Source organism: Savagea faecisuis, from assembly GCF_042675605.1.
Classification (GTDB): domain Bacteria; phylum Bacillota; class Bacilli; order Bacillales_A; family Planococcaceae; genus Savagea; species Savagea faecisuis.
The window spans coordinates 38,161-62,284 of record NZ_JBHTJF010000021.1 but is presented as its reverse complement, the minus strand read 5'-3'; the positions used below and the strand labels follow the sequence as shown (position 1 = coordinate 62,284).

Here is a 24,124-nt window from a genome sequence, read left to right as displayed (position 1 = left end):
ATTCTACCAAGAAAGGGTCTTCCTTTTTACATGGAATTTTTCATTTACACAAAATATTTTATACTCTCTTACTTTGATCTGTACGTTCTTGCAAAATTTCTAAAATGTCTAAAGCTAATATTCTTCCATCTTTATGCACTTTGCTTCCCGCCTTTACGATAATATAAAGCTAGTATATCAATCATGGATATACTCATAAATCCATTGCGCTACGTGAATCGTTTCCGATAAAGGAAAATCTTCTCCAAACGATCTTTTGAATTCTCGGCCGATCAATTCTGCAATTTGTTCGACCGTATAGGCTGGTGTTAATTTTCTGGAAATACGGTCTGATAAACAATCATATTCATCAAGCGGTGCACCGTCTGGATGTCCTGGCATGAGAACATACGGGTCAAATCGATTGATAGCCATCCGAACTTTTTGTTTTAAGTTCATCTCTTCTGTATCGACACTTTCTAATCTCGCACCTAAAAGTAATTGCTCGTATCTTTCATCATCTCTACTTTCCCAACCTATAACCATATTCCACACCTTATCATCCAAATCTTCTCCGTCTGCTAACTCGATTGTCATATGCTTCGTCAAATAAATATTTACTTCCGCTTCTACTTTTCTCACGATGAACACCCTTTCTACTGAAATGTCTCTCGTACTAAAGCGATATATTCTGCATATTCTTTCGTATCGGTCACATAGTGAAATGCTTCGCCGAGCGATGTGTAATACCACTTTTGCTCTTGTTTGCCCGCATTGAATTTCTCCCATACTACTTCTCCACGCACAGCATATTCTTTTGCAATCGCCCGCATATTCGATAATTTATCAGATAGTGTCGCAATTTCAACAGCTCGTGATTCATTTTGTTTTAAAAATTGAATCGTCGCTTCTTTTCGCTCTTTCCACGTTTTTGATTTATCTTCACTTTGTGACTGGACGAGTGTCGCTACTCTTTCATTGAATAGTTCGACGAGCGTCTCGTACGTGACGAATGCATCTTCCATCGTATCGTGCAAAATCGCTGCTGCGACAACTTCTTCATCGATCACCCCCGCTTCATTCGTCAAGCTAGAGGCGATGACGCCCGCCTCTAAACAGTGTAAAATGTAAGGAATATCCGTCCCTTTTCTCGTTTGATTTTGGTGACAAACCGTCGCAAATTGAATCGCTTTATGAATCATCTATACCCACTCCTCTTTATTTTTGATAGTCGAGACTCGCTTTTACACGAGTCCTGCTTCACGCAATGAAATACATTCTTCTTTCAAGATGCCATGCTGTTCATAAAACGCCCAAACATCTTCACTTTGAAGAACATCCCGCTTTGGCAGGCGACTATGTTCTTCCGCTGTTAATACGACGAAAGCTGTACCTTCATGAATTTTTTCTAAATACGCTAACATCTCTTCCCCATTGTGAATCGCTTGTTCATCTCCAGACGGTAGTTGCATACGACGAAGCGCTTCTTCTTTAACGACTTTCCGAAAGAAGTCTCCCATCCTCAAGGAGTGTGAAGGTGCGAATAGCACCAATGAATAGGTGGGAGATGAATTTCGGTTGGCTTTAGCCAAAGAATTTGGTAAAATATAGACATAATGTTCTTTGACAACTGGATATATGGAGTTGCATACGGAAATAAGAGCGAAAACCAAGCCCCTCGTATGCGTAAAATATCCAAGGTACTCAAAACATTGCGTATCAGTAGGGTTGGAATGCCCCGAATTCACGCTCGTGGAGAACACATAAGACTTGCTTGCAAGCTATGTTCGTGGAAGCGAGAAGCCCCCACTTCAAACGAAGTTAAGTGGGGGGTAGTTCACTTGTTTTCAATTCTAACGTATGCTCTAAGTGGAATTTACGTGCTAAGTCTCCCCCTTGAACGAAAAGAGCTCTCGCATTTTTAGACCAAGGGAAATCGTACGGCTTGTTGTGGCTATAACGTTCTTTCGGAATACGTGCTTCTTCCCACATTTTTTGTAATGCGTTGCGATCGACGACGTTGACAGATGCTAATGAATAGCGCTCCCCTGTTTCATTCATCGCATTTTTATAACGGATGTGTGCTTGGAAGACATCGAAAATATATTGCGCATCTGCCAAGTTTCTTTCTGGACCTAAATTTTCCAATTGATGTTCGAATAATGTTTGTTTCATTACAATCTCTCCTCATTTTAAATGTTATTGTTCTTACTTGTATCGTTAGTTTACAATTTTGATTAGGTCGTTTTTGACCCATTTCATTCCATCATTGAAATCTTTTACTTTTCTTTTCAATCTGCCCCTTCCTTCTTTCTATCTTTAGTATACAAAACGTTATGTGTCATTTTTGACTCATTTTGATGTTTTGTGCAAAGTTATTTATTTTCTTTTATAAAAGCTATCGAAACACGATTTCAACATACGATTACGAAAGAACAAACGACATAAAAAAGCTGTCCTATTCGAATAGGACAGCTTTCGTTTGGGGTTATTACTATTATGTTATTTGATTTAGGGAGTGGTAGGGAGGTTAAGAAGCGTGAGTCGACATAGCGCGTTTTTTCGCTTCGAGTCGATATTTTTTCAAAATCGCTTCCGTATAACCATTTGGTTGTTCTTTTCCTTTAAATATTAAATCTTGTGCCGCTAAAAATGCCACGGAATCATCATAATTTGGCGCCATCGGACGGTAAAGGGGATCGTGGAGATTTTGTTCGTCCACTTTTTGCGCCATACGTTCAAGCACTTCACGTACTTGTTCTTCTGTACAAATTCGATGCGCGAGCCAGTTCGCAATATGCTGACTGGAAATACGCAATGTCGCACGGTCTTCCATTAACCCGACATCGTTAATGTCCGGAACTGTCGAACATCCGACACCTTGATCGATCCAGCGAACGACATAACCTAAAATACTTTGGGCATTGTTTTCGAGCTCTTCTACAATTTCTTCTTCTGTCCAGTTCGCTTCTTCTGCTAACGGAATCGTCAACATGTCATCCACATAGTCTCGCTCTGTATCAATCGTTCGTTGCACTTCTTCAACATTCACTTCGTGGTAATGTAACGCGTGGATCGTTGCTGCAGTCGGCGAAGGGACCCAAGCCGTCGTCGCTCCTGATTGAGGATGAGCGATTTTTTGTTCAAGCATCGCTTGCATTTCGTTCGGCATCGCCCACATTCCTTTTCCAATCTGTGCTTTTCCTTTCAAACCGTTACGCAATCCTGTCGCTACGTTAGACTGTTCATACGCTTTTAACCAAGCGGTTGACTTCATATCGTTTTTTCTCACCATCGGACCCGCTTCCATCGACGTATGAATTTCATCGCCTGTCCGATCTAAAAATCCTGTATTAATGAAGACGACGCGGTGGCGAATTTCGCGAATACAATTTTGTAAATTGATACTCGTTCTACGTTCTTCATCCATTAAACCCATTTTAATCGTGTAACGCTCTAATCCGAGCAAATCTTCAATCGCATTAAACAAGTCATTCGCAAATGCGACTTCTTCCGAGCCATGCATTTTCGGCTTCACGATGTAAATGGATCCTTTTCGCGAATTACGATGCGACGTCTGCCCTTCGATGTTATATTTCGCAATTAATGACGTCATAACACCGTCTAATATTCCTTCATACACTTCTTCCCCATCCTCTAAAAGAATGGCGTTATTTTGCATAAAGTGTCCAACATTTCGAATGAACATTAATGAACGTCCTGGTAACGTCATTTCATTGCCGTGACGATCGAGGAATACTTTATCGTCTTGCAAACGACGCGTAACTGTTCGATCTCCACGTTTAAAAGTTGACGTTAAATCTCCACGCATTAAACCGAGCCAGTTTTGGTAAATGTGAAGTTTATCTTCAGCATCGACCGCTGTTACAGAGTCTTCACAGTCCATCAATGTTGAAAGTGCCGCTTCGATTACGATATCTTTCACATGTGCCTGATCTGTCTTTCCAACAGAGTGCGACGGGTCGATTTGCACTTCGACATGCAATTGATGATGTTCTAACAAAACGGACGTTAAAGAGTCTTGGCCCAAATAACCTACGAACTGTTCATCACGTTGTAAAGTCGTTTTTTCTTCATTCGCTAACGTGACGATTAACGTCCCAGACTGAACTTCATAGTGAACCGCATCCGCATGGCTTCCTTTTTGAAGCGGCGCAATTTGATCGAGAAACTTCTTCCCGAACTCAATCACTTTCCCGCCACGTTTCGGGTTGTAGCTGTCGCCTTGTTCGTATCCAGGTTCTTCTGGAATAATGTCAGAGCCGTACAATGCATCGTATAAACTTCCCCATCGCGCATTCGCTGCATTCAATGCATAACGTGCATTATCGAGCGGTACGACGAGTTGGGATCCTGCTTGTTTCGCAATTTCATCGTCGACATTTTTCGGGTCAACAGGCTCCGCACTTTTCGGCTCTTCTAAGTATCCGATGTCTTTTAAAAACTGACGATACTCTTCTTTTTGCGCACGCCAATCATTTTTTTCATGCCACGATGAAATTTGACGCTGTAATTCATCTCTTTTTTCAAGTAATGCACGATTTCGCGGTGTGAATGTCGTAATGAGCTTCTCAAAATGTGTCCAAAATGTTGGCGCTTCCATTTGTAGCCCTCGTAACACATGCTCATTCACCCAATGATACAAAGTTTTTTCAATCTGAATGGAACCGTGATCTACATATTCCATATTCTCCTCTCCTTTCCATCAATGAAAAGACTCCCCACCCTCACCGTCAATGATCATGTGGGCGTGGATGGGCAGTCTTTCAATGTATATTAACCTTCATGCTTTCCAACACAACGCTCACATTCTGTATGAAGTGATTCAATTTCTTCACGAATCGGTTGGCCACATTGTTGACAAATTTTTTCTGAGTATTTGTAAGTTGTATTCATCATAGTTCATCATCCTTTTTTTATAGTAGTGAATCACCTCCACTTTCGAGAAGGCGATTATGTTGTTTGACCATTAAAACTGCTCTGCTTCTGTCGATCCTGCCATCGCTGTCGTTGAAGACATGCCGCCGCTAATGACTTGAGTTACTTCATCGAAGTATCCTGTTCCTACTTCACGTTGGTGACGAGTTGCTGTGTATCCTTTTTCTTCACTTGCGAATTCCGCTTGTTGTAATTTTGAATACGCTGCCATTCCGTGATCTTTATATTCGTATGCAAGTTCGAACATGCTATGGTTTAACGCATGGAATCCTGCTAACGTAACGAATTGGAATTTATACCCCATTTTCGCGATATCTTGCTGGAAGCTTTCAATTTCTTCATCAGATAATGCTGCTTTCCAGTTGAATGAAGGTGAACAGTTGTAAGCAAGCATTTTGTCTGGGTACTCTGCGTGAATCGCTTCCGCAAACTTGCGTGCTTCATCGATATCTGGCGTTGCTGTTTCACACCAGATGAGATCCGCATACGGTGCATAAGCGAGTCCTCGTGAAATCGCTTGGTCGATGCCAGCTCTCGTACGGAAAAATCCTTCCGACGTTCGTTCTCCTGTAATGAATGGGTGGTCGTTTTCATCAACATCGCTCGTCACCATGTCAGCCGCGTTTGCGTCTGTTCTTGCGACGATGACTGTCGGAACGCCCATCACATCTGTTGCGAATCTCGCTGCGATGAGATTACGAATTGCGTTTTGAGTCGGAATTAATACTTTTCCTCCTAAGTGACCGCATTTTTTCTCACTCGCTAACTGATCTTCTAAATGGACGCCTGCTGCTCCTGCTTCAATCATCCATTTCGTCAGTTCAAAGACGTTTAACGGACCTCCGAACCCTGCTTCCATATCTGCTACAATAGGAGCGAACCAGTCAAAACCGTCTTCGCGTCCTTCCGCTTGATCGATTTGATCCGCTCTTTGGAACGCTTGATTAATTCGTTTAACGACTGCTGGTACACTATCTGCTGGATATAAGCTTTGGTCTGGGTACATTTGACCCGCTAAGTTTGCATCTGCTGCAACTTGCCAACCACTTAAGTAAATCGCTTGAAGTCCTGCTTTTACTTGCTGAACCGCTTGGTTTCCAGTTAATGCTCCGAGCGCATTAATGAAATCTTCTTCTTGTAAAGATTCATATAATCTTTCTGCCCCACGGCGAGCGAGTGTATGTTCAATTTGAACACTTCCTCTTAAACGAACGACATCTTCTGCTGAGTATGGACGTTCAATTCCTTCCCATCGAGGATTCGTTGACCATTCTTGCTGTAATTGTTGAATTTGTTCTTGACGACTTGTCATGTCATTTCCCTCCAAATCATTTTCAATGTATTAAACTGTTTTACAACAGCTATGTTTCTTGTATACTAATCTATAACAGAATTTCATTTCTGTCTTCATTTTCCGACAGAACGTTGTAAAATGAGATGAAATAGTCTATTTTCAGATAACTCAAATAATCTGTAGTAAGACAGATGATCGAAAGGGGATAAAGATCAATGAATGAATCAATTGAACAACTACTCATGATGCTCAGTGAATGGATTCCGAGTGAAGCTTCTATCGCCATTACCGATGAACAGCAGTTTTTGCAATTTTATTCTGGACGAATCGATTTACAATTAAAACGAGGGATGCCGATTTTCGATGGGAGTATCGCAAGTGAAGTATTGAAGAAAAATGAAATTGTTCAATCCGTCGTTGAATCACCAACGACTGGCGAAACGTATTTCGGAATCGGCTATCCGATTTCTTTCCACGAAGAGCGCTTCACGGTCGTCATCGTTTTACCAGTAGCTTATGCGACGAAAATGAACGAACCGATCACATTCATTACCGGTCGACTCGACGACTGTTGGTATCCGATCGCTTTTCACGATATTACCTATTTCGAAAGCTTCGAAAAGAAAACATGGTTCGTCGCTAATGGAGAGACGTATCAAAGTATGTATAAATTAAAAGAACTCGACTATATATTACCGAGTTACTTTTTAAGAGTTCATCGTTCTTATATTATTAACGTCCATTTCATTAAAGAAATTTCACGAGACGTGGCGTCAAAACTTCAAATTGAAATGAACGATCAATTTACAATTCCCGTCAGTCAAACGTACGTCCCTCATTTACGAAAAAAATTAGGGTTTTAAATAAAACAAAAAGAAAGAGCAGATGGAATGAATATTTTCCAATCTGCTCTCTTTTTTATAATGGCATAAATGATAGTAATACGTAATTCATCATAATCGTAAATACGACGTAAGCTGAAGCCATCAATATATTTTTCGTTAACACTCTTCCTTCTTTTCCAATCATCCCAATCATAGCGGTCGCACTAATAATGTTGTTAATCGACAACATCGTCCCTGCGCTCGCTCCCCCCATTTGCGTTGCAAAAATAAGATCTTTCGGTAACTGTAACTGCTCGGCTGCTACTTCTTGAATCGGCGCAAACGTTAATGTCGACACGGTCGCGCTTCCTGTAATAAACGTTCCAAGCAAACCGAGAAGCGGTGCCATGATGAGCCATACACTTCCGAAATGATCCATCAACGTATAGGCAATTTGTTCCGGCATGCTCAGTTGACCGATCATGTTCATAGAGGAGTTAGAAAATAATTGCACGAACATTAACGTAATGATTAAAACAAGACTCGGCCTCGACACTTTTTTAAAGGCAGTGGAAACCGATGTTTTAAAATGACGAACCGATTGTCCCATCACGACAATTCCGAGTAAAGCTGCAATGATTAAAACGAGACTTGGCGAATAGAAAAAATCTACTTCCGCATGAATATTCGCTTGCCCTAAAATATTTTCCCATACGTATTTTTTCTCCTGTAAAAATTGTTGAACCGGTGCTACTGTGCGTGTTAATAATAAAAGAACGACGACAATTGCATACGTTGACCAACTGCGACACACCATACTGTATGAAAGTGTCGTCGTTGGTACAGCTTCTTTCGGAACGAATATTCCTTTTTTAATGAATACGATGGCGAAAATAAATACAGTAATCGGTGCTAAAATCGAGACGAACTCAAAGCCGACATAATGAATATAAACGTAACCGAATATCGCATAACTGATACCGACCATTAAACTGAATACGACATAACGTTTAATCATCGCATACTGTTTCGTAAATAAGACGTGGTAAAAAATGATGAGGAGCAACGGAGTTATAGCAATATTCAGAAAATCAAGAATCGATAACACTTGTGAAATTTCTTGAAATGCTCCCCAATTCGCTTGTTTTATATTACTAAATCCGATAAAGGTCGGAACACCGACAGCCCCAAATGGAACGGCTGCTTTATTCGCCATTAACGTTAACACGACCGCAGCGAAAGGTGAAAATCCGACTGCGATTAAAATTGGAGCAGCGATAATGGCCGGTGTTCCAAACCCTGCGACTCCTTCTATGAGAGAGCCGAATAAAAATGCGATTAAAATGAGCAAAATATTCAAGTCCGTTGAAATAGCAGTGAAACTTTTTTCAACCCATCGAATCGCCCCTGTTTTTTCTAGCGTCTGTAGTAGTACAGTTGCGCCAAATAAAATAAAAATGATAGCAAATGCTTTAAATACCCCTTGAATCATCGAAGCCCCAATGACAGTCATCGACATTTTCCAATAGTAAGCTGCACCTAAAACAAAAAGTAAACTAATACTCATCCCTTTTAATGCATTCATTCTTAAAAAAACTAAACAAATAAGTGGTACGATAATTGCCGTTGAAGCGATCCAAAACATGACATCATCCCTTTTCCGATATGGTTCCTCTTTTCTAAATTGGTATGTTGTCAAGTTTAAAACGTTATTTTTCTTTGTCAACCCCTCATTCATCACAGCTCAGACGAGTTATTTTTCAAAAAAACTGCGTACCCTTTGATATATAACAGTTACAGTTCTTTTTGAAATTTAAATTTTTTCTTGAAAATTTTTTTGAAATTCATAGAAATGATACGAGGTTGACAAAAAAATAACACTCAATCATCCATTCTATATAAATGAAAAAAACCCTTGCCACAAATAATATTGTGACAAGAGTTTTAAGCAATTAACCGATTGAACCTTCCATTTCGTAGTTGATGAGGCGGTTCATTTCGACTGCGTATTCCATTGGGAGTTCTTTTGTGAATGGCTCAATGAAGCCCATGACGATCATTTCTGTCGCTTCAAGTTCTGAAATTCCGCGGCTCATTAAGTAGAAGAGCTGCTCTTCCGAAACTTTCGAAACTTTCGCTTCGTGTTCGAGTGAAATGTTATCGTTTTTAATTTCGTTATATGGAATCGTATCTGATGTCGATTTGTCGTCCATAATTAACGTATCACATTCGATGTTCGCACGAGCGCCGTCTGCACGACGTCCGAATTCAACAATTCCGCGGTACGTTACTTTACCACCGTGGTGAGAGATTGATTTCGATACGATTGTTGATGACGTATTCGGTGCGAGGTGAATCATTTTCGCTCCAGCGTCTTGGTGCTGTCCTTCTCCTGCTAATGCGATAGAAAGTGTCATACCACGTGCGCCTTCGCCTTTTAAAATACATGCTGGGTATTTCATCGTTAATTTCGATCCGATGTTTCCATCGACCCATTCCATCGTTCCGTTCGCTTCAACGACTGTACGTTTCGTTACTAAGTTGTAAACGTTGTTCGCCCAGTTTTGAATTGTCGTGTAACGGCAGTATGCGTCTTTTTTCACGATGATCTCAACGACAGCTGAGTGAAGTGAGTTCGTCGTGTAAACAGGTGCTGTACATCCTTCTACGTAGTGAACGCTTGCGCCTTCGTCTACAATGATGAGCGTACGCTCGAACTGTCCCATATTTTCCGAGTTAATACGGAAATATGCTTGAAGTGGTGTATCTACTTTAACACCTGGTGGTACGTAAATGAATGAACCACCTGACCAAACTGCTGAGTTTAACGCAGCGAATTTGTTGTCCGTATTCGGGATGACTTTACCCCAATGTTCACGGAATAATTCTTCGTTTTCTTTCAATGCAGAGTCTGTATCTTTAAAGACGATTCCGAGATCTTCTAAATCTTCTTTCATGTTGTGGTAAACAACTTCAGATTCATACTGAGCTGAAACCCCTGCAAGATACTTCTGTTCCGCTTCAGGAATTCCTAATTTATCAAACGTACGTTTAATTTCTTCAGGAACTTCATCCCATGAACGTTCTGTCGCTTCTGACGGTTTTACGTAGTACGTAATTTCGTCGAAGTTTAATTCATTTAAGTCTCCGCCCCATTGTGGCATCGGCTTTGAATAGAAAATATCGAGTGATTTCAAACGATATTCTAACATCCATTCTGGCTCTTCTTTCATGCTTGAAATTTCTTCTACAATTTCACGCGTTAAGCCACGTTCTGAACGGAACACCGAAACGTCTTTGTCATGGAAACCATATTTATAATCGCCAACATCTGGCATCTTTTTAACCATTGTTATTCCTCCGTTCTTATTTTTGTTGAACGCCTTGTTCCATCGCCTTCCATGCGAGTGTTGCACATTTAATACGGGCTGGGAACTTCGCAACTCCTGATAGAGCTTCAGCGTCATCAAAATCTACGTCATCGTCCACATCTTCCCCGAGCATCATTTTCGAAAAATTGTCTGCATAGTGCAACGCTTCTTCGACTGTTTTGCCTTTGACGAGTTGTGTCATCATCGATGCTGACGACATCGAAATCGAACATCCTTCTCCTTCGAAGCGAGCATCTTTTACGACACCGTCTTCTACTTGAAGTGTTAAATGGATGACATCTCCACACGTCGGGTTATTCATGTCTACTGTAATATTGTTATCCTCGAGTACCCCTTTATTGCGCGGGCTTTTGTAGTGATCCATAATGACCGAGCGATACAGTTGATCGAGTTTGTTATTCATACTCATCCGAAATACTCCTTTGCCATCTTGAGTCCTTCAACGAATTGATCGATATCTTCTTTCGTATTGTACAAGTAAAAGCTTGCACGTGCTGTCGCCGACTGCTCTAACCATTTCATCAATGGCTGTGCACAGTGGTGACCTGCTCGAATCGCGATACCGTTCATATCGAGCACTGTCGCTAAATCATGTGGATGCACTTCTTGAAGATTGAATGTAATGAGTCCTGCACGACGCGTTGGGTCGAGTGGACCGTACAATTCGATTCCTTCAATCTCTTGCATACGTTCAATCGCATAAGCGACGAGCTCTTGTTCATGATGTGCGATATTGTCGAGACCGATTTCTTCTAAATAATCGATCGCTGCACCTAAACCGACCGCTCCTGCAATGATCGGTGTGCCCCCTTCGAATTTCCAAGGAAGCTCTTTCCACGTTGAATCATGTAAACCGACGAAATCGATCATTTCGCCACCGAATTCAACAGGTTCCATCGCATCGAGCAATGCACGTTTCCCGTACAATACCCCAATTCCTGTCGGTGCACACATTTTGTGACCAGAAAATGCGAGGAAATCACAGTTGATGTTTTGTACGTCAATTTTTAAGTGAGGAGCTGCTTGCGCTGCATCGACGACCATCACTGCGCCGTGTGCATGTGCAATTTCAGCAATTTCTTTCACTGGGTTGATCGTACCGAGCACGTTTGATGCGTAAGCGACGGAAACGATTTTCGTTTTGTCTGTCACTTGAGCTTTCACTGCATCTAGCGTAATCTCGCCATCTTCTGTTAACTCGATATATTTCAATGTCGCTTTTTTCGCTTTTGCGACTTGTTGCCACGGAATGATGTTGGAATGGTGTTCCATGTAGCTGATGACGATTTCATCGCCTTCTTCTACATTCATCATGCCGTAACTTTGAGCGACGAGGTTTAAAGAAGTCGTCGTACCACGTGTGAAAATAATCTCCGCTGCTTCATTCGCATTGATGAAGGCGCGCACTTTATCGCGCGCTCCTTCATATGCGTCTGTCGCTAAGTTACCGAGTGTGTGTACACCGCGGTGAACGTTCGCATTCGATGTTTCGTAGTAATGACTCACTGCATCGATGACAGCTTGTGGTTTTTGACTCGTCGCCGCACTATCTAAATAAACGACCGGTTTGCCGTTCACTTCTTCTTTTAAAATGGGAAATTGTTCGCGAATTTTGTTTGTTAACATTAGCGCACTTTCCTTTCGATAACCTCCGTCAACTGCTTCTTAACACCTTCAATTGGAAGTTTGCTCACAACTGGTTCTAAGAAACCGTGAATGATGAGGCGTTCTGCTTCTTCTTGTGAAATCCCGCGGCTCATTAAATAGTAAAGTTGCATCGGGTCTACACGACCGACAGATGCTGCGTGACCTGCTGTAACATCGTCTTCATCGATTAATAAAATCGGGTTCGCATCGCCACGTGCTTTTTCGCTCAACATGAGTACGCGTGATTCTTGTACAGCGTTTGCGCGTGTTGCACCTTTTAAAATACGGCCGATTCCGTTAAAGATCGACGTTGTCGCATCTTTCATTACACCGTGTTTCAAAATGAAAGCATCCGTATCTAAACCGATGTGTACGATATCTGTCGTGAAGTTTTGTTTTTGATCTCCGCGACCGATCGTTACCATTTTGAAGTCACTTGAAGAGTTATCTCCTACTAAGTGTGTAATGTTTTCTGCGATTGTATCTGAATCGTTCATTAAGCCGAGTGCCCATTCGATACGTGCATCGCGGCCTGTTACTCCGCGGCGTGTCACATATGTCGTGAATCCTTCAGCTAAAACGTCTACTGCTCCGAAAATAACTTTTGCATTATCTTTCGCTACAACTTCAGAAACGATATTTGCTAAACCTTTCGCTTCTTCTACTGTCGATAAGTAGTTCTCCACATATGTGACAGAACTGCTTTCTTCTGCAACGACTAATGTATGGTTAAAGAGGCTCGCTTCAGCATCGTCATGTAAATACAATACTTGAATCGGCTCTGTAATCTCAACGTTACGTGGTACGTAAAGGAATACGCCACCGTTCATTAATGCAGCGTGCAATGTCGTTAAACGGTGTTCGTTCACTTTCACTGCTTCTGTCATATAATATTTTTGAACGAGATCTGCATGTTCGCGTGTCGCTGTGAAAATATCCGTCAAAATAACACCTTGTTCTTTTAATTCATCTGACAATGAAATGTAAGCAGGTGTGTTGTTATGTTGGATGTAGAGGTTTTGTTGTTTCTCTACGTCTACTAATTCTTTCGCTTCACCGACAAGCTCTTCTAATGAAGAGAACGTTGCACTCTCGACTGTATGTTTAGGGAATTGTGTAAAATTCCATTTATCGATTTTCGTTTTATCTGGTGTTGGCATTGCGACATGCTCAACTTTATTCAATGCGTCTGCACGGAAGTCCGCCATCCAATCTGCTTCGTTCATTGCTTTTGAGAAAGCGCGGACGTCTTGCTCGGTCATGTTGATTTTTGTTTCAACCGTCATCCTTATTCGTCCCCTTTCTTAAGCTTCTTCGCCGACTGTCTCGTCTTCAATGCCGAGTTCTTCTTTAATCCAATCGTATCCTTCTGCTTCTAATTTTTGAGCGAGTTCTGCTCCACCTGATTTCACTACTTTACCTTGCATCATCACGTGTACGTGATCTGGTTCGATGTAGTTTAATAAACGTTGGTAGTGAGTGATCATCAATGCGCCGAATCCTTCTCCACGCATTTTGTTAATGCCTTTTGAAACGATTTTCAATGCGTCGATGTCAAGACCTGAGTCAATCTCATCTAAAATCGCAAATGTTGGCTTGATCATCATCATTTGAAGAATCTCGTTACGCTTTTTCTCTCCGCCTGAGAATCCTTCGTTTAAATAACGTGTCGCCATTTGCTCGTCCATTTCTAACAATTCCATCGTTGCGTCGAGTTCGCGGATAAATTTCATAAGTGAAATTTCGTCCCCTTCGTCACGACGTGCGTTAATTGCTGAACGTAAGAAGTCTGCGTTTGTTACTCCTGCAATTTCGCTTGGGTATTGCATTGCGAGGAAGAGACCTGCTTTCGCGCGCTCGTCAACTTCCATTTCGAGCACATCTTCTCCGTCTAACAAAATTGTACCTGATGTTACTTCATATTTTGGATGACCCATAATTGCCGATGCAAGTGTCGATTTACCTGTACCGTTCGGGCCCATAATTGCGTGAATTTCGTTCGTGTTAATGCTTAAGTTAACACCCTTTAAAATTTCTTTCCCTTCAATAGCAACGTGAAGGTCTTTTATTTCTAATGTCGCCATTTCATTACCTCCATAATGATCACGATGAACGTTTTCGTTCATTCTTATTTTAGTATCATTCTAATCTTAACCCATTTGAGTAGTAGTTGCAAATCATTGAGAATCGTCTTTTCTCAATCGTCCAAAACCTTTAAAACCATTGACAAATCAGCATTTACATGTTTTGCATCTCATTAGAATTATCAATTGTTTTTCTTTAACTGATAATCAGTCCTTATCATTGCGAATTGCGCGCATGCAAAAATTACTCCGTCAACTTTTCTACTAAGTGCGGAACGGATTGAAAAGCATATATTTTATGCGTAATTTCACCATTTTTTTGAATGAGCAAACAAGGGACACTTTCAATTTCATAGTCATATGCGACTTGTTCGACATAATTCAAATCCGCTTCACCGATCGGAATATTCGGCACGACTTGTTCGGCAATGGTAAGCATTTTCGATGCGACTTGGCACGTCCCACACATTTTCGCATGTAAATAAAACGCCGACTTCTCATCGCGCTCTAAAGAACGTTGAAAATCTTCCAATGTCCATGACTCCATTTACAATCCTTCTTTCTTTTTAAACGTCGTCTTCATAATCGAGCTTAATACAAGCGGGGGTATGTCTGCAACTTCGATGACTGGAGGTGGAACGTGTAAATGCGTCGCATCAATAAATAACGCATCGAATTGGGCACGCAAGCGATCTCCGCTTTTGTCTCGGTCAAAAAATGTATACAATGCAGCTCCTTCATACGGTTCAACAAGTTGCTCTAAATCGTACTCGCTCATCGTTCCATTCGTACAGACGATTTCAATGTCCGGATAGACCCGATGAATCGCTAAACGATCCGAACGGCCTTCGACGAATAAAATAATCCCTTCCATCCAATCACCCCTTTACAAAAAATATCGCATGTAGAATTCTACATGCGACACAAAATTATTCTCCGCTCGTCATTTTATCATAGTCTGTTGCTGACATTAATGACTCTACTTCTGTACGGTCTGATGGCTCAACGATGATCATCCACGCTTGCTCATATGGTGATTCGTTCACGTATTCCGGGCTGTCGTCTAGTTCTTCGTTCACTTCGACTACCTTCCCGCTAATTGGCGCGTACAACTCAGATACTGTTTTTACAGATTCTAAGCTACCGAACGGATCTCCCGTTTGAATCGTTTCGCCGACTTCTGGTAATTCAACGAAAACGATGTCGCCTAATTCAGATTGTGCGAACTGTGTAATTCCGAGGCGAAATTGTCCATTCTCTTCTTTCACCCAGACGTGCTCTTTTGAATAAACGTATTGTGTTGGTGTTGTCATCTTATTCCCTCCATGAAATAATCTTTATACTTTACGTAAGTGTGACATAGTAAATTTCAAATTACAAGCGACTCACTACGCCTTCCAAACGTTTTCAAACTCCGCTTCTTTAAAGCCTACCGTCACATGCTCGCCATCTGTCGTAATCGGACGTTTAATGAGCATGCCGTTCGATGAAAGAAGCGCTAATTTTTCTTCTTCTGACATGTCCGCTAAACGATCTTTCAAACCGAGTTCACGATACACTTTTCCACTCGTATTGAAAAACTTTTTAATATCTAATTGAGAACGGTCTAGCAACGTTTTCAATGTTTCAGCCGATGGTGTCTCATCGACAAGGTGCACCTCGTTAACCGTATGACCAGCTTCTTCTAACCATTTCTTCGCTTTCCGACATGTCGTACAGCGAGGGTATGTATAAAATGTAATATCCACATAAACCTCTCCCTTCATTTACGATTATTGTAACAGAAAGTAATACGATTGCATGAAAAAAGTGCTGCCCGAGAGCAACACTTTTTCAAATGACCGTCTAAATTATACGATATATTTTTCCGCTTCAATTAAACGAGCTGCCGCTTCGCGTTTTTTCGCGATGAGGTTATGTGGCTCGAAACGTGTTAATTTGCGTAATGCTGATAACATCATACGACGGTTATCACCATCTGTTGATGCGACAACGATTTCTTTCGCTTCCGCTTCAATGCGCGCTAACGCTTCTTGTGCGAAAATTTCTGTATATAACACTTTTTGTTTCGCTGCTTCTTCTCCGCTACGGTCGATCGCTTTTAACGTACGTGCAACTGCTGAGTCAATCGCGAATACATCGTTCGCAATGTTTGCGATGTTGACGAGAATTTCTTGTTCTGCGTCTAATTTTTTACCGTACGTTTGCGCTGCGAGTCCTGCTGCTAAAATACCGAGCTTTTTCGCATTTTCTGCAATGGCTGCTTCTTGTGCTAAAGGCTCGTTGCCTGGAGCTTCTGGCATCATCATGAGCAATTCTTCTTGTAAGCTTTGTGCTTTTTGAAGCAATGGAAGTTCACCTTTCATCGCTTTTTTCAAGAATGTACCCGGTACGATCATGCGGTTAATTTCGTTCGTACCTTCGAAAATACGGTTGATGCGTGAGTCGCGGTACATGCGCTCAACTTCGTACTCTTGCATGAATCCATATCCACCGTGAATTTGAACCGCTTCGTCTACGATATGGTCTAACACTTCTGAACCGACAACTTTGTTAATTGAACATTCAATCGCATATTCTGCAATTGCTGCTGCGATCGCTTTTCCGTCTTTCTGTTCTTCTGGGCTAAGCGCACCTTGACGCTCGTCGAAGTAACCTACTGTACGGTAAATTAAGCTTTCCGCTGCGTACAATTCGCTCGCTAATGTCGCGAATTTTTCTTTCGTTAAGTTGAAGCTTGAAAGTGGTGTATTGAACTGTTTACGTTGGTTCGCATACTCAATTGATAATTGAAGTGCACGTTTCGAGCTTCCGAGCGTACCTACTCCTAATTTGTAACGACCGATATTTAAAATGTTGAACGCGATAATGTGACCGCGACCGATCTCACCGAGTAAGTTTTCTACTGGAACTTCCGCATCTTCTAAAATGAGCGTACGCGTTGATGATGATTTAATTCCCATCTTCTTCTCTTCCGGACCGACTGAAACCCCTGGGAAATCTTTCTCTACGATGAATGCTGTGAAATGTTCACCATCGATTTTCGCATAAACAACGAATACATCAGCGAATCCTGCGTTCGTAATCCATTGCTTTTCACCGTTCAATACGTAGTGCGTACCTGCTTCATTTAATTTCGCTGTCGTTTTCGCACCGAGTGCGTCAGATCCTGAGCTCGGCTCTGTTAATGCATAAGCTGAAATCTTTTCACCTGTTACTGAATTCGGTAAATATTTTTTCTTCTGTTCTTCGTTACCGAATAAGACGATCGGTAACGTTCCGATTCCGACGTGTGCACCGTGTGTGATTGAGAATCCGCCAACAACTGCGAATTTCTCTGCGATGAGCGCTGAAGAAATTTTATCCATTTCGAAACCGCCATAAGCTTCTGGAACGTCCGCTCCGAGTAAACCTAACTCTCCTGCTTGACGCATTAATTTTACTGAATGTTCGAATTCGTGGTTTTCTAATTTTTCGACGAGTGGTAATACGTCGTTCATCGCAAACTGTTCTGCTGTGTTCGCGACCATTTTCTGTTCGTCAGAGAAGTCCTCTGGCGTAAATACGCTTTTATAATCTGTTTCCTCTACTAAAAATTGTCCACCTTTTACGAGTTTTGTCATTGTTGTTTCCTCCCTTTTATAACATTTCGAAGACGCCAGCTGCACCCATTCCGCCACCGATACACATCGTGACGACACCGAATTGCGCGCCTCTTCGTTTTAATTCATTCATCATTTTCACTGTTAAAATAGATCCTGTCGCTCCGAGTGGGTGACCGAGTGCGATCGCTCCACCGTTGACGTTCACTTTATCTGTATCTAAATCGAGATGGCGAATGACTTCGAGTGATTGAGAAGCGAATGCTTCGTTCAATTCCCAAATGTCGATATCATCTTTCGTCAACCCTGCGAGTTCTAACGCTTTCGGAACCGCTACGATCGGACCGATTCCCATCACTTCTGGTGGAACGCCTCCTACTGCGAAACTTCTAAATTTCGCAATCGGTGTTAAACCGAGTGATTCTGCATATTCACGGTCCATGACGAGCACACTTCCTGCTCCATCTGACGTTTGCGATGCGTTACCTGCTGTTACCGTACCTGTCATAGAGAATGCTGGACGCAATTTTGCTAAAATTTCCGTCGTCGTTCCTGGACGTACTCCTTCATCCATTTCAAATGGTACGACACGCTCTTCCCATTCGTTTTTGTCATTGACAAAACGGTGATGCACATCAACAGGTACGATTTCGTCATCGAATTTTCCTGCTTGAATCGCAGCGTACGCACGTTTATGCGACTCGACAGCGAATGCGTCTTGGTCTTCACGGCTAATGCCATATTTCACAGCGACTTGTTCTGCTGTATGACCCATTCCCATATAATATTCTGGCGCATGTTCGACGAGCGTCTTATTCGGACGAATCGTATGACCCGTCATCGGAATCATACTCATCGACTCCGCACCACCTGCGATGATTGCTTTCGCATGGCCGAGCATAATTCGCTCTGCCGCATAAGCGATCGACTGAAGTCCTGAAGAACAAAATCGGTTAATCGTAATCGCTGGTACTGTATCTGGCAATCCAGCGAGTGCTCCGATTTGACGCGCCATATTTAACCCTTGTTCTGCTTCTGGCATCGCACACCCAAAAATTAAGTCATCAATCGGTCCATCGTATCCGTTCGCGCGTTTTAATGTTTCTTTCACTGTGATTGCGCCTAAGTCATCCGGACGAACCGTCGCTAATGAACCGCGCCCTGCTTTTCCTACTGGCGTTCGTGATCCTGCTACAATTACTGCTTCACGCATATCGTCTCCTCCTATCTTAGTTGCGTAATGGCTTTCCTTTTAAAAGCATATGTTGCATGCGTTGTAATGTTTTCGGTTGTTGTAACAACTGTAAAAATGATTGACGTTCTAAGTCGAGTAAATATTGTGGGTCCACTTTCGTACCGAATGGTAAATCGCCACCTGAAAGTACTTTCGCAATATGTTTCGCAATCGTCATATCATGTTCGCTAATATATCCTGATAATTTCATAGCTTCTGCTCCGAGCATGAGTGCTGCATAACCTGATGCACCTGTCACCGCAATTTTCTCACGTTTTGGCGCTGTGTAGCCACGCTCGTATAAATCGAGAGCTGCCATTTTCGCATCGTAGAAACGGTGATCTGCGTTTAAGCTAATGCCGTCTGAAGGACGTAAGAAGTTCAACTCACGCGCTTCTTCTGCTGATGTCGATACTTTCGCTGTTGCGATCGTTTCGAACACTTTGTTTGCGATAAACTGGATGTCGACCGGCACGCCGTTCGGCAATCCTTGCATATGTTGATAAAGTAAACCGTAGTTTCCGCCTCCACCTGGGAGTAATCCGACACCGACTTCAACGAGGCCCATGTACGTTTCCATCGACGCTTGAATGTGCGCTGTCGGTAAACATACTTCCGTTCCTCCACCGAGTGTCATGCCGTGTGGTGCTGCGACGACTGGACGGCTTGAATATTTGATCTTCATCATCGTTTCTTGGAACATTTTCACTGTGTAATCGAGTTCGAATAGATTATCATCTTGCGCTTCCATTAAGATGAGCGCTAAGTTCGCTCCGACACAGAAGTTTTTCCCTTCGTTTCCGATGACGAGTCCTTTATAGTTTTTCTCTACCTCTTCAATCGACTTTTGAATCATTTGTAAAATATCTAAGCCGATCGCGTTCGATTTCGAATGGAACTCAAGCAATGCGACACCGTCACCGATATCGATTAAGCTCGCTCCGCTATTGCTTAAAATCGTACCGTTTTGTTTTTTCAATTTTTGAATTTGAATTTCTTTCGGATTCACTTGTTGCTTCGTAAATCCGTCTCCGTTGAAGTAATACGTATCGCCATCGATTTCTTTATAAAACTTCGGCTCTTTTTTATCGAGTAAGTTTTGGACGAGTGTCGGGATTTCGTACCCCTCATTGCGCAAACGTTCTACTGATTGCTCTACACCGATTGCATCCCACATTTCAAACGGTCCGAGGTCCCATCCGAATCCCCATTTCATCGCTTGGTCAATCGATACGATATCGTCTGCAATTTCTCCATGCAATTCCGCTGCATAAAGCAATGTCGGCATTAAACTTCTCCATAAAAATTGTCCTGCGCGATCATTCGCTTGCAGTAAGAAAGCTAAACGTTTCGAGCGGCTCACTTGCTTCGCCTGTTCGAGTGAAGGCGCTTTCAGTTTTTCGCGTGGTTCATACTCAAATGTTTCTAAATTTAATTGTTTAATTTCTTTACCATCTTTAAAGTAAAATCCTTTTTTTGTCTTCGCTCCGAGTCGTCCTTCTTCTAACATTTTCGTCATGAACGCCGGAATTTCGAACATTTTTTGTTCGTCTCCTGTCGTTTTGTCGTAAACGTTTTTCGCAACGTTATTAAATACGTCCAATCCGACAACATCTAATGTACGGAACGTTGCAGATGACGGACGTCCAATTAAAGGACCTGTAATCGAGTCTACTTCTCCAATCGAGTAGCCACCTTTTACCATCTCATCCACTGTGACGAGCAAGCCGTACGTTCCGATACGGTTTCCGATAAAGTTCGGCGTATCTTTTGCGATGACGACACCTTTTCCGAGTCGATCTTCACCAAATGTGTGCATAAATTTCACGACTTCTGGTGATGTTGATGATGTCGGAATAATTTCTAACAACTTCAAATAACGAGGGGGGTTAAAGAAGTGTGTCCCTAAGAAATGTTCTTTAAAGTCATCAGAGCGACCTTCAGCCATCGCTTCAATTGAAATACCTGAAGTATTCGAGCTGACAATCGTTCCTGGACGACGGTATTTTTCGATTTTTTCATATAATGATTTTTTAATATCGAGTCTTTCAACGACGACTTCAATGACCCAGTCAACATCTTTAATCTTTTCGAGATCATCGTCGATATTCCCTACTTCAATTAATGACGCGTTACGCTTCGTTGTGAAAGGTGCAGGCTTTTGTTTTAATGCGCGTTGCACTGCTTCTGACGCTAGTCGATTGCGCACCTCACGCGATTCTAGTGTAAGCCCTTTCGCTTCTTCCTTGTCTGTTAATGTCGTTGGCACAATATCAAGCAAAAGTACGGGTAGACCGACGTTTGCTAAGTGTGCTGCGATACTCGCTCCCATGACCCCTGAACCGATAACTGCTACTTTTTTCATTTGATAAGTCAATATCGTAACCTCCTCTATTTAATTTGAATGAACAATCATTCATTTTTATTCCAAAAAAATATAAGGTGTTCCTTTACTGCATTCAGTGTAAACGATTTCTTCCGAGTGCGCAACTATTTTCCACTATTCAAAACGATTTTCTTGTCCCTCGCTTCACTATCGTTGTATACTGAATGTAAGAGATTAAAGGAGGAAATGCAATGATTTCTATTGAAACAGAAGAACAATTTTACGATGTGATTCAAGGTGAAAATGTACTCGTCAAATTCCAAGCTGGTTGGTGTCCAGACTGCGTTCGCATGGATCACTTCATCGATCCCATTATGGAAAAATACGACATGTACACATGGTATGACGTCAACCGCGACGTACTTCCAGAAATCGCTCAAAAGTATGAAGTAATGGGTATTCCAAGCTTGCTCATCTTCAACAACAACGAAAAAACAGCACATTTACATAGTGCAAAAGCAAAAACGCCAGAACAAGTAACACAATTTCTCGACGAAGTTACGAAGTGAATATACATCCCTTTCGACTTTTCGTCATTGTCGGATTCATCTTTATACTTTCAGCATGTCAAAATCAGCAACTAAACTTTGACTACTACATTAAAGATTTACAAGATGACATCATTTATGAAATCGTTGACGAAACATCCATTCAACCATTTCAAAATCAATTTCAAAACGGTTCTCTTCTTCAAGATACAGCTGTTCAAAAGATGGAGTACGAATTCCACTTTCATAAAGAAAGCATTTCGTTCTATATAGAAGAACCTTACATTATTTTTGAACGAGCGGACGAACTGTTGATCAATGAACTTACCGTCCCATTGGAACCGATTCTTGAAGACGCTATTCTCTACGAACCTTAAAATCCCCATCCGAGACGATTTTTGTCGTCAGATGAGGATTTTTTTCATTTAATAAATCGCAATCGGTCCGTACGGGCCTTCAATCACTTCAATTTTCGTTTCAAAAATGGACGTTAAAATTTCAGGGTCCATAATTTCTTCCACTGTTCCATAAGCCGCAATTTGACCGTCTTTCATCGCACAAATGCGGTCAGAATATTTCGCCGCAAAGTTAATATCATGCATGACGGTCACAATCGTCCGCCCGAACTCTTGAGCGGCAGCGCGTAAATGTTCCATCATTTGTACGGAACGTGCAATATCTAAGTTATTAAGCGGCTCATCTAATAAGACATATTCCGTCTCTTGGCAAAGAACCATCGCAACATACGCACGCTGTCTTTGTCCACCTGACAACTCATCCAAATAACGATTTTCTAATTCCGTTAAATCTAAAAAATCGATATACTTCGAAATGATCGCTTCATCTTCTTTTGTCAATCGGCCATCCGAATAAGGAAAACGTCCAAAACCGACGAGTTGACGAACGCTCAGCCGCGTAACGAAATGATTTTCTTGGCGTAAAATCGTAATAATTTTCGCTAAGTCTTTCGATTTCGAAGAGCCGATATCCATATGCGCAACTGCAATTTGCCCTTCATCGATTGACAATAAGCGACCGATCATCATCAATGTGGTAGACTTCCCCGCTCCGTTCGGACCGATTAACGAAGTGAACCCCGCTTTCGGAATTTCGATATTTAATGGGCCAATTTTCACTTTTTCTGTATATTGTTTTTGAACTTCTGTAAGTTTTATCATAGCGACCTCTTCCTTAATACGACAATTAAAAAGATAATCCCACCGAATAACTCAATGATGACAGATACGACCGCTTGTGAATCGAAGACGTGATACATTAAAAAGTAAGCAGTCGTTAAAATACCGAATGCGAGTGCTAAAGCCATCGGGAATATGTAGCGATGATCATACGTTGGCGCCGCTTGGTAACTTAACGTCGCCACTAAAAATCCGTAAAATGTTAAAGGTCCGATGAGCGATGTTGAAATAGACATGAGTACCGCAACGAGTACGAGAATGTAAATGATGCTCGCTTGATAGTTCATCCCGAACGTCGTCGCCACATCACGACCGAGCGATAACACATTTAACTTTCGCGCAAACAAAAATAATAAAATCGCAATGACGATAATAATTGGAATGACGATTGGAAAATACGAAGAATCAGCATTGTTCACAGAACCGAGTAAGCGAGCTTGCAATAAATCGAACTCGGACGGTGCGAGCAATTTTCGCATGAATGTCGACACTGAACTTAAACCCGTTCCGATAATAATTCCAACAAGCAACATTAATTGCAGATCGCCATACTTTCCAGATAAAAGCCATCCGTACAAAATTAAACTCATACATACCATTAACACGACTTGGAATAAATAAGAACCGATTCCGACGAAATTAATGAGCGCTCCTGCCCCGAAGAAAAAGATTGTACCCGTTTGAATGACCGAATAGAGCGCTTCAAATCCGAGTAAAGACGGTGTAATAATGCGGTTATTCGTCACCGATTGAAACGATACGGTCGCTAAACTATGACAAACTGCCGCAATTAACATCGCGATTAACGCATCCACCCTTCTCATAACGACAGGGATAAAAGAGGGTGAACTGACAGGGACTGGATTATTGTAAACGAGTAAACCATAAGACGCCGTGAGACCTAATGCAATCAAAGAAATTAAGATGATCCAATAGCGTCTCACATCTTTTTTCGTGCGAAACGCTTTCGCAGAACGATTTGACTCATGTCGCTCAGAAGGCATCGCGATATGTTCTTGCTTCGTTGAATAAGGCATTG

Annotated in this window: 25 protein-coding genes; 3 read left to right on the top strand and 22 right to left on the bottom strand. The window is 41.8% G+C overall.

What is annotated here, in order from left to right; genetic code table 11:
* Positions 1 to 177: 177 nt before the first annotated feature.
* From ACFQ0V_RS04740 to aceA, 7 genes are all read right to left on the bottom strand, one after another.
* The gene (locus ACFQ0V_RS04740; protein ID WP_381010344.1) at positions 178 to 621 is read right to left on the bottom strand and encodes a hypothetical protein; all 444 of its coding nucleotides are present in this window, start codon (positions 619 to 621) and stop codon (positions 178 to 180) included.
* A gap of 14 nt (positions 622 to 635) precedes the next feature.
* A complete protein-coding gene (locus ACFQ0V_RS04735) occupies positions 636 to 1,181 on the bottom strand; it encodes an HD domain-containing protein (RefSeq protein ID WP_381010341.1) in 546 nt (181 codons plus the stop codon).
* Positions 1,182 to 1,223: 42 nt separating this feature from the next.
* Positions 1,224 to 1,499 (bottom strand): hypothetical protein, encoded by a 276-nt coding sequence (locus tag ACFQ0V_RS04730; RefSeq protein ID WP_381010339.1) that lies wholly within the window; start codon positions 1,497 to 1,499, stop codon positions 1,224 to 1,226.
* A gap of 301 nt (positions 1,500 to 1,800) precedes the next feature.
* Positions 1,801 to 2,154, bottom strand: a complete 354-nt coding sequence (locus ACFQ0V_RS04725; RefSeq protein WP_381010336.1) for a hypothetical protein — start codon at positions 2,152 to 2,154, stop codon at positions 1,801 to 1,803.
* A 355-nt stretch (positions 2,155 to 2,509) separates the two neighbouring features.
* A complete protein-coding gene (locus ACFQ0V_RS04720; protein ID WP_381010334.1) occupies positions 2,510 to 4,687 on the bottom strand; it encodes a malate synthase G in 2,178 nt (725 codons plus the stop codon).
* An 89-nt stretch (positions 4,688 to 4,776) separates the two neighbouring features.
* A complete protein-coding gene (locus tag ACFQ0V_RS04715; RefSeq protein WP_381010331.1) occupies positions 4,777 to 4,899 on the bottom strand; it encodes a YhfH family protein in 123 nt (40 codons plus the stop codon).
* Between the two features lie 70 nt (positions 4,900 to 4,969).
* Entirely contained in the window at positions 4,970 to 6,250 is a 1,281-nt protein-coding gene (gene aceA / locus ACFQ0V_RS04710) for an isocitrate lyase (protein WP_381010329.1), read from the bottom strand.
* 197 nt (positions 6,251 to 6,447) lie between these two features.
* On the opposite strand from aceA, the gene ACFQ0V_RS04705 reads away from it, so the two are divergent.
* The gene (locus ACFQ0V_RS04705; protein ID WP_381010326.1) at positions 6,448 to 7,095 is read left to right on the top strand and encodes a LytTR family DNA-binding domain-containing protein; all 648 of its coding nucleotides are present in this window, start codon (positions 6,448 to 6,450) and stop codon (positions 7,093 to 7,095) included.
* Between the two features lie 55 nt (positions 7,096 to 7,150).
* On the opposite strand, the gene ACFQ0V_RS04700 is transcribed toward ACFQ0V_RS04705, so the two are convergent.
* The 13 genes from ACFQ0V_RS04700 to ACFQ0V_RS04640 all read right to left on the bottom strand — a co-directional run bounded on the left by ACFQ0V_RS04700 (position 7,151) and on the right by ACFQ0V_RS04640 (position 21,392).
* Positions 7,151 to 8,701, bottom strand: coding sequence for an L-lactate permease (locus ACFQ0V_RS04700; protein ID WP_381010323.1), 1,551 nt, complete (start codon positions 8,699 to 8,701; stop codon positions 7,151 to 7,153).
* Between the two features lie 307 nt (positions 8,702 to 9,008).
* Entirely contained in the window at positions 9,009 to 10,406 is a 1,398-nt protein-coding gene (gene sufB, locus ACFQ0V_RS04695; protein ID WP_194563380.1) for a Fe-S cluster assembly protein SufB, read from the bottom strand.
* A gap of 16 nt (positions 10,407 to 10,422) precedes the next feature.
* Complete coding sequence (sufU, locus tag ACFQ0V_RS04690) at positions 10,423 to 10,857, bottom strand: Fe-S cluster assembly sulfur transfer protein SufU (protein WP_381010320.1); 435 nt, start codon at positions 10,855 to 10,857, stop codon at positions 10,423 to 10,425.
* Positions 10,854 to 12,074: a cysteine desulfurase gene (locus ACFQ0V_RS04685; protein ID WP_381010317.1), complete on the bottom strand. Its 1,221-nt coding sequence runs from the start codon at positions 12,072 to 12,074 to the stop codon at positions 10,854 to 10,856. The genes sufU and ACFQ0V_RS04685 overlap by 4 nt, the downstream gene beginning before the upstream one ends.
* Entirely contained in the window at positions 12,074 to 13,381 is a 1,308-nt protein-coding gene (gene sufD, locus ACFQ0V_RS04680; RefSeq protein ID WP_381010314.1) for a Fe-S cluster assembly protein SufD, read from the bottom strand. Before sufD ends, ACFQ0V_RS04685 begins: the two co-directional genes overlap by 1 nt.
* An 18-nt stretch (positions 13,382 to 13,399) precedes the next feature.
* The gene (sufC, locus tag ACFQ0V_RS04675) at positions 13,400 to 14,179 is read right to left on the bottom strand and encodes a Fe-S cluster assembly ATPase SufC (protein ID WP_381010311.1); all 780 of its coding nucleotides are present in this window, start codon (positions 14,177 to 14,179) and stop codon (positions 13,400 to 13,402) included.
* Between the two features lie 244 nt (positions 14,180 to 14,423).
* The gene (locus tag ACFQ0V_RS04670; protein ID WP_381010308.1) at positions 14,424 to 14,726 is read right to left on the bottom strand and encodes a thioredoxin family protein; all 303 of its coding nucleotides are present in this window, start codon (positions 14,724 to 14,726) and stop codon (positions 14,424 to 14,426) included.
* Complete coding sequence (locus ACFQ0V_RS04665; protein ID WP_381010305.1) at positions 14,727 to 15,053, bottom strand: toprim domain-containing protein; 327 nt, start codon at positions 15,051 to 15,053, stop codon at positions 14,727 to 14,729. It lies immediately after the preceding gene.
* 55 nt (positions 15,054 to 15,108) lie between these two features.
* Positions 15,109 to 15,492 carry a glycine cleavage system protein GcvH gene (gene gcvH, locus ACFQ0V_RS04660; RefSeq protein ID WP_381010302.1) on the bottom strand — a complete coding sequence of 128 codons (384 nt, stop codon included), beginning with the start codon at positions 15,490 to 15,492 and terminating at the stop codon, positions 15,109 to 15,111.
* Between the two features lie 75 nt (positions 15,493 to 15,567).
* Positions 15,568 to 15,927, bottom strand: coding sequence for an arsenate reductase family protein (locus ACFQ0V_RS04655; RefSeq protein WP_381010299.1), 360 nt, complete (start codon positions 15,925 to 15,927; stop codon positions 15,568 to 15,570).
* A 102-nt stretch (positions 15,928 to 16,029) separates the two neighbouring features.
* A complete protein-coding gene (locus ACFQ0V_RS04650) occupies positions 16,030 to 17,802 on the bottom strand; it encodes an acyl-CoA dehydrogenase family protein (protein ID WP_381010296.1) in 1,773 nt (590 codons plus the stop codon).
* Positions 17,803 to 17,818: 16 nt separating this feature from the next.
* On the bottom strand, positions 17,819 to 18,994 hold the full coding sequence (locus ACFQ0V_RS04645; RefSeq protein WP_381010293.1) for an acetyl-CoA C-acetyltransferase: 1,176 nt from the start codon (positions 18,992 to 18,994) through the stop codon (positions 17,819 to 17,821).
* A 16-nt stretch (positions 18,995 to 19,010) separates the two neighbouring features.
* A complete protein-coding gene (locus tag ACFQ0V_RS04640; RefSeq protein WP_381010290.1) occupies positions 19,011 to 21,392 on the bottom strand; it encodes a 3-hydroxyacyl-CoA dehydrogenase/enoyl-CoA hydratase family protein in 2,382 nt (793 codons plus the stop codon).
* 200 nt (positions 21,393 to 21,592) lie between these two features.
* Here ACFQ0V_RS04640 and ACFQ0V_RS04635 point away from each other — a divergent pair, with 200 nt between their 5' ends.
* Positions 21,593 to 21,910, top strand: coding sequence for a thioredoxin family protein (locus ACFQ0V_RS04635; protein ID WP_381010288.1), 318 nt, complete (start codon positions 21,593 to 21,595; stop codon positions 21,908 to 21,910).
* Positions 21,907 to 22,266, top strand: coding sequence for a hypothetical protein (locus tag ACFQ0V_RS04630; protein WP_381010285.1), 360 nt, complete (start codon positions 21,907 to 21,909; stop codon positions 22,264 to 22,266). The genes ACFQ0V_RS04635 and ACFQ0V_RS04630 overlap by 4 nt, the downstream gene beginning before the upstream one ends.
* Positions 22,267 to 22,314: 48 nt before the next feature.
* Here the strand turns inward: ACFQ0V_RS04630 and ACFQ0V_RS04625 are convergent, their stop codons facing one another.
* Complete coding sequence (locus ACFQ0V_RS04625) at positions 22,315 to 23,067, bottom strand: iron ABC transporter ATP-binding protein (RefSeq protein WP_381010283.1); 753 nt, start codon at positions 23,065 to 23,067, stop codon at positions 22,315 to 22,317.
* Positions 23,064 to 24,122 carry an iron chelate uptake ABC transporter family permease subunit gene (locus ACFQ0V_RS04620; protein ID WP_381010354.1) on the bottom strand — a complete coding sequence of 353 codons (1,059 nt, stop codon included), beginning with the start codon at positions 24,120 to 24,122 and terminating at the stop codon, positions 23,064 to 23,066. Before ACFQ0V_RS04620 ends, ACFQ0V_RS04625 begins: the two co-directional genes overlap by 4 nt.
* Positions 24,123 to 24,124: the final 2 nt, after the last annotated feature.

Coding starts and splice junctions, on each gene's coding strand:
- ACFQ0V_RS04735 (WP_381010341.1), bottom strand. CDS start 1,181: ATGATTCATAAAGCGATTCAATTTGCGACGGTTTGTCACCAAAATCAA.
- ACFQ0V_RS04730 (WP_381010339.1), bottom strand. CDS start 1,499: ATGGGAGACTTCTTTCGGAAAGTCGTTAAAGAAGAAGCGCTTCGTCGT.
- ACFQ0V_RS04725 (WP_381010336.1), bottom strand. CDS start 2,154: ATGAAACAAACATTATTCGAACATCAATTGGAAAATTTAGGTCCAGAA.
- ACFQ0V_RS04720 (WP_381010334.1), bottom strand. CDS start 4,687: ATGGAATATGTAGATCACGGTTCCATTCAGATTGAAAAAACTTTGTAT.
- ACFQ0V_RS04715 (WP_381010331.1), bottom strand. CDS start 4,899: ATGATGAATACAACTTACAAATACTCAGAAAAAATTTGTCAACAATGT.
- aceA (WP_381010329.1), bottom strand. CDS start 6,250: ATGACAAGTCGTCAAGAACAAATTCAACAATTACAGCAAGAATGGTCA.
- ACFQ0V_RS04705 (WP_381010326.1), top strand. CDS start 6,448: ATGAATGAATCAATTGAACAACTACTCATGATGCTCAGTGAATGGATT.
- ACFQ0V_RS04700 (WP_381010323.1), bottom strand. CDS start 8,701: ATGTTTTGGATCGCTTCAACGGCAATTATCGTACCACTTATTTGTTTA.
- sufB (WP_194563380.1), bottom strand. CDS start 10,406: ATGGTTAAAAAGATGCCAGATGTTGGCGATTATAAATATGGTTTCCAT.
- sufU (WP_381010320.1), bottom strand. CDS start 10,857: ATGAGTATGAATAACAAACTCGATCAACTGTATCGCTCGGTCATTATG.
- ACFQ0V_RS04685 (WP_381010317.1), bottom strand. CDS start 12,074: ATGTTAACAAACAAAATTCGCGAACAATTTCCCATTTTAAAAGAAGAA.
- sufD (WP_381010314.1), bottom strand. CDS start 13,381: ATGACGGTTGAAACAAAAATCAACATGACCGAGCAAGACGTCCGCGCT.
- sufC (WP_381010311.1), bottom strand. CDS start 14,179: ATGGCGACATTAGAAATAAAAGACCTTCACGTTGCTATTGAAGGGAAA.
- ACFQ0V_RS04670 (WP_381010308.1), bottom strand. CDS start 14,726: ATGGAGTCATGGACATTGGAAGATTTTCAACGTTCTTTAGAGCGCGAT.
- ACFQ0V_RS04665 (WP_381010305.1), bottom strand. CDS start 15,053: ATGGAAGGGATTATTTTATTCGTCGAAGGCCGTTCGGATCGTTTAGCG.
- gcvH (WP_381010302.1), bottom strand. CDS start 15,492: ATGACAACACCAACACAATACGTTTATTCAAAAGAGCACGTCTGGGTG.
- ACFQ0V_RS04650 (WP_381010296.1), bottom strand. CDS start 17,802: ATGACAAAACTCGTAAAAGGTGGACAATTTTTAGTAGAGGAAACAGAT.
- ACFQ0V_RS04645 (WP_381010293.1), bottom strand. CDS start 18,994: ATGCGTGAAGCAGTAATTGTAGCAGGATCACGAACGCCAGTAGGAAAA.
- ACFQ0V_RS04635 (WP_381010288.1), top strand. CDS start 21,593: ATGATTTCTATTGAAACAGAAGAACAATTTTACGATGTGATTCAAGGT.
- ACFQ0V_RS04625 (WP_381010283.1), bottom strand. CDS start 23,067: ATGATAAAACTTACAGAAGTTCAAAAACAATATACAGAAAAAGTGAAA.
- ACFQ0V_RS04620 (WP_381010354.1), bottom strand. CDS start 24,122: ATGCCTTATTCAACGAAGCAAGAACATATCGCGATGCCTTCTGAGCGA.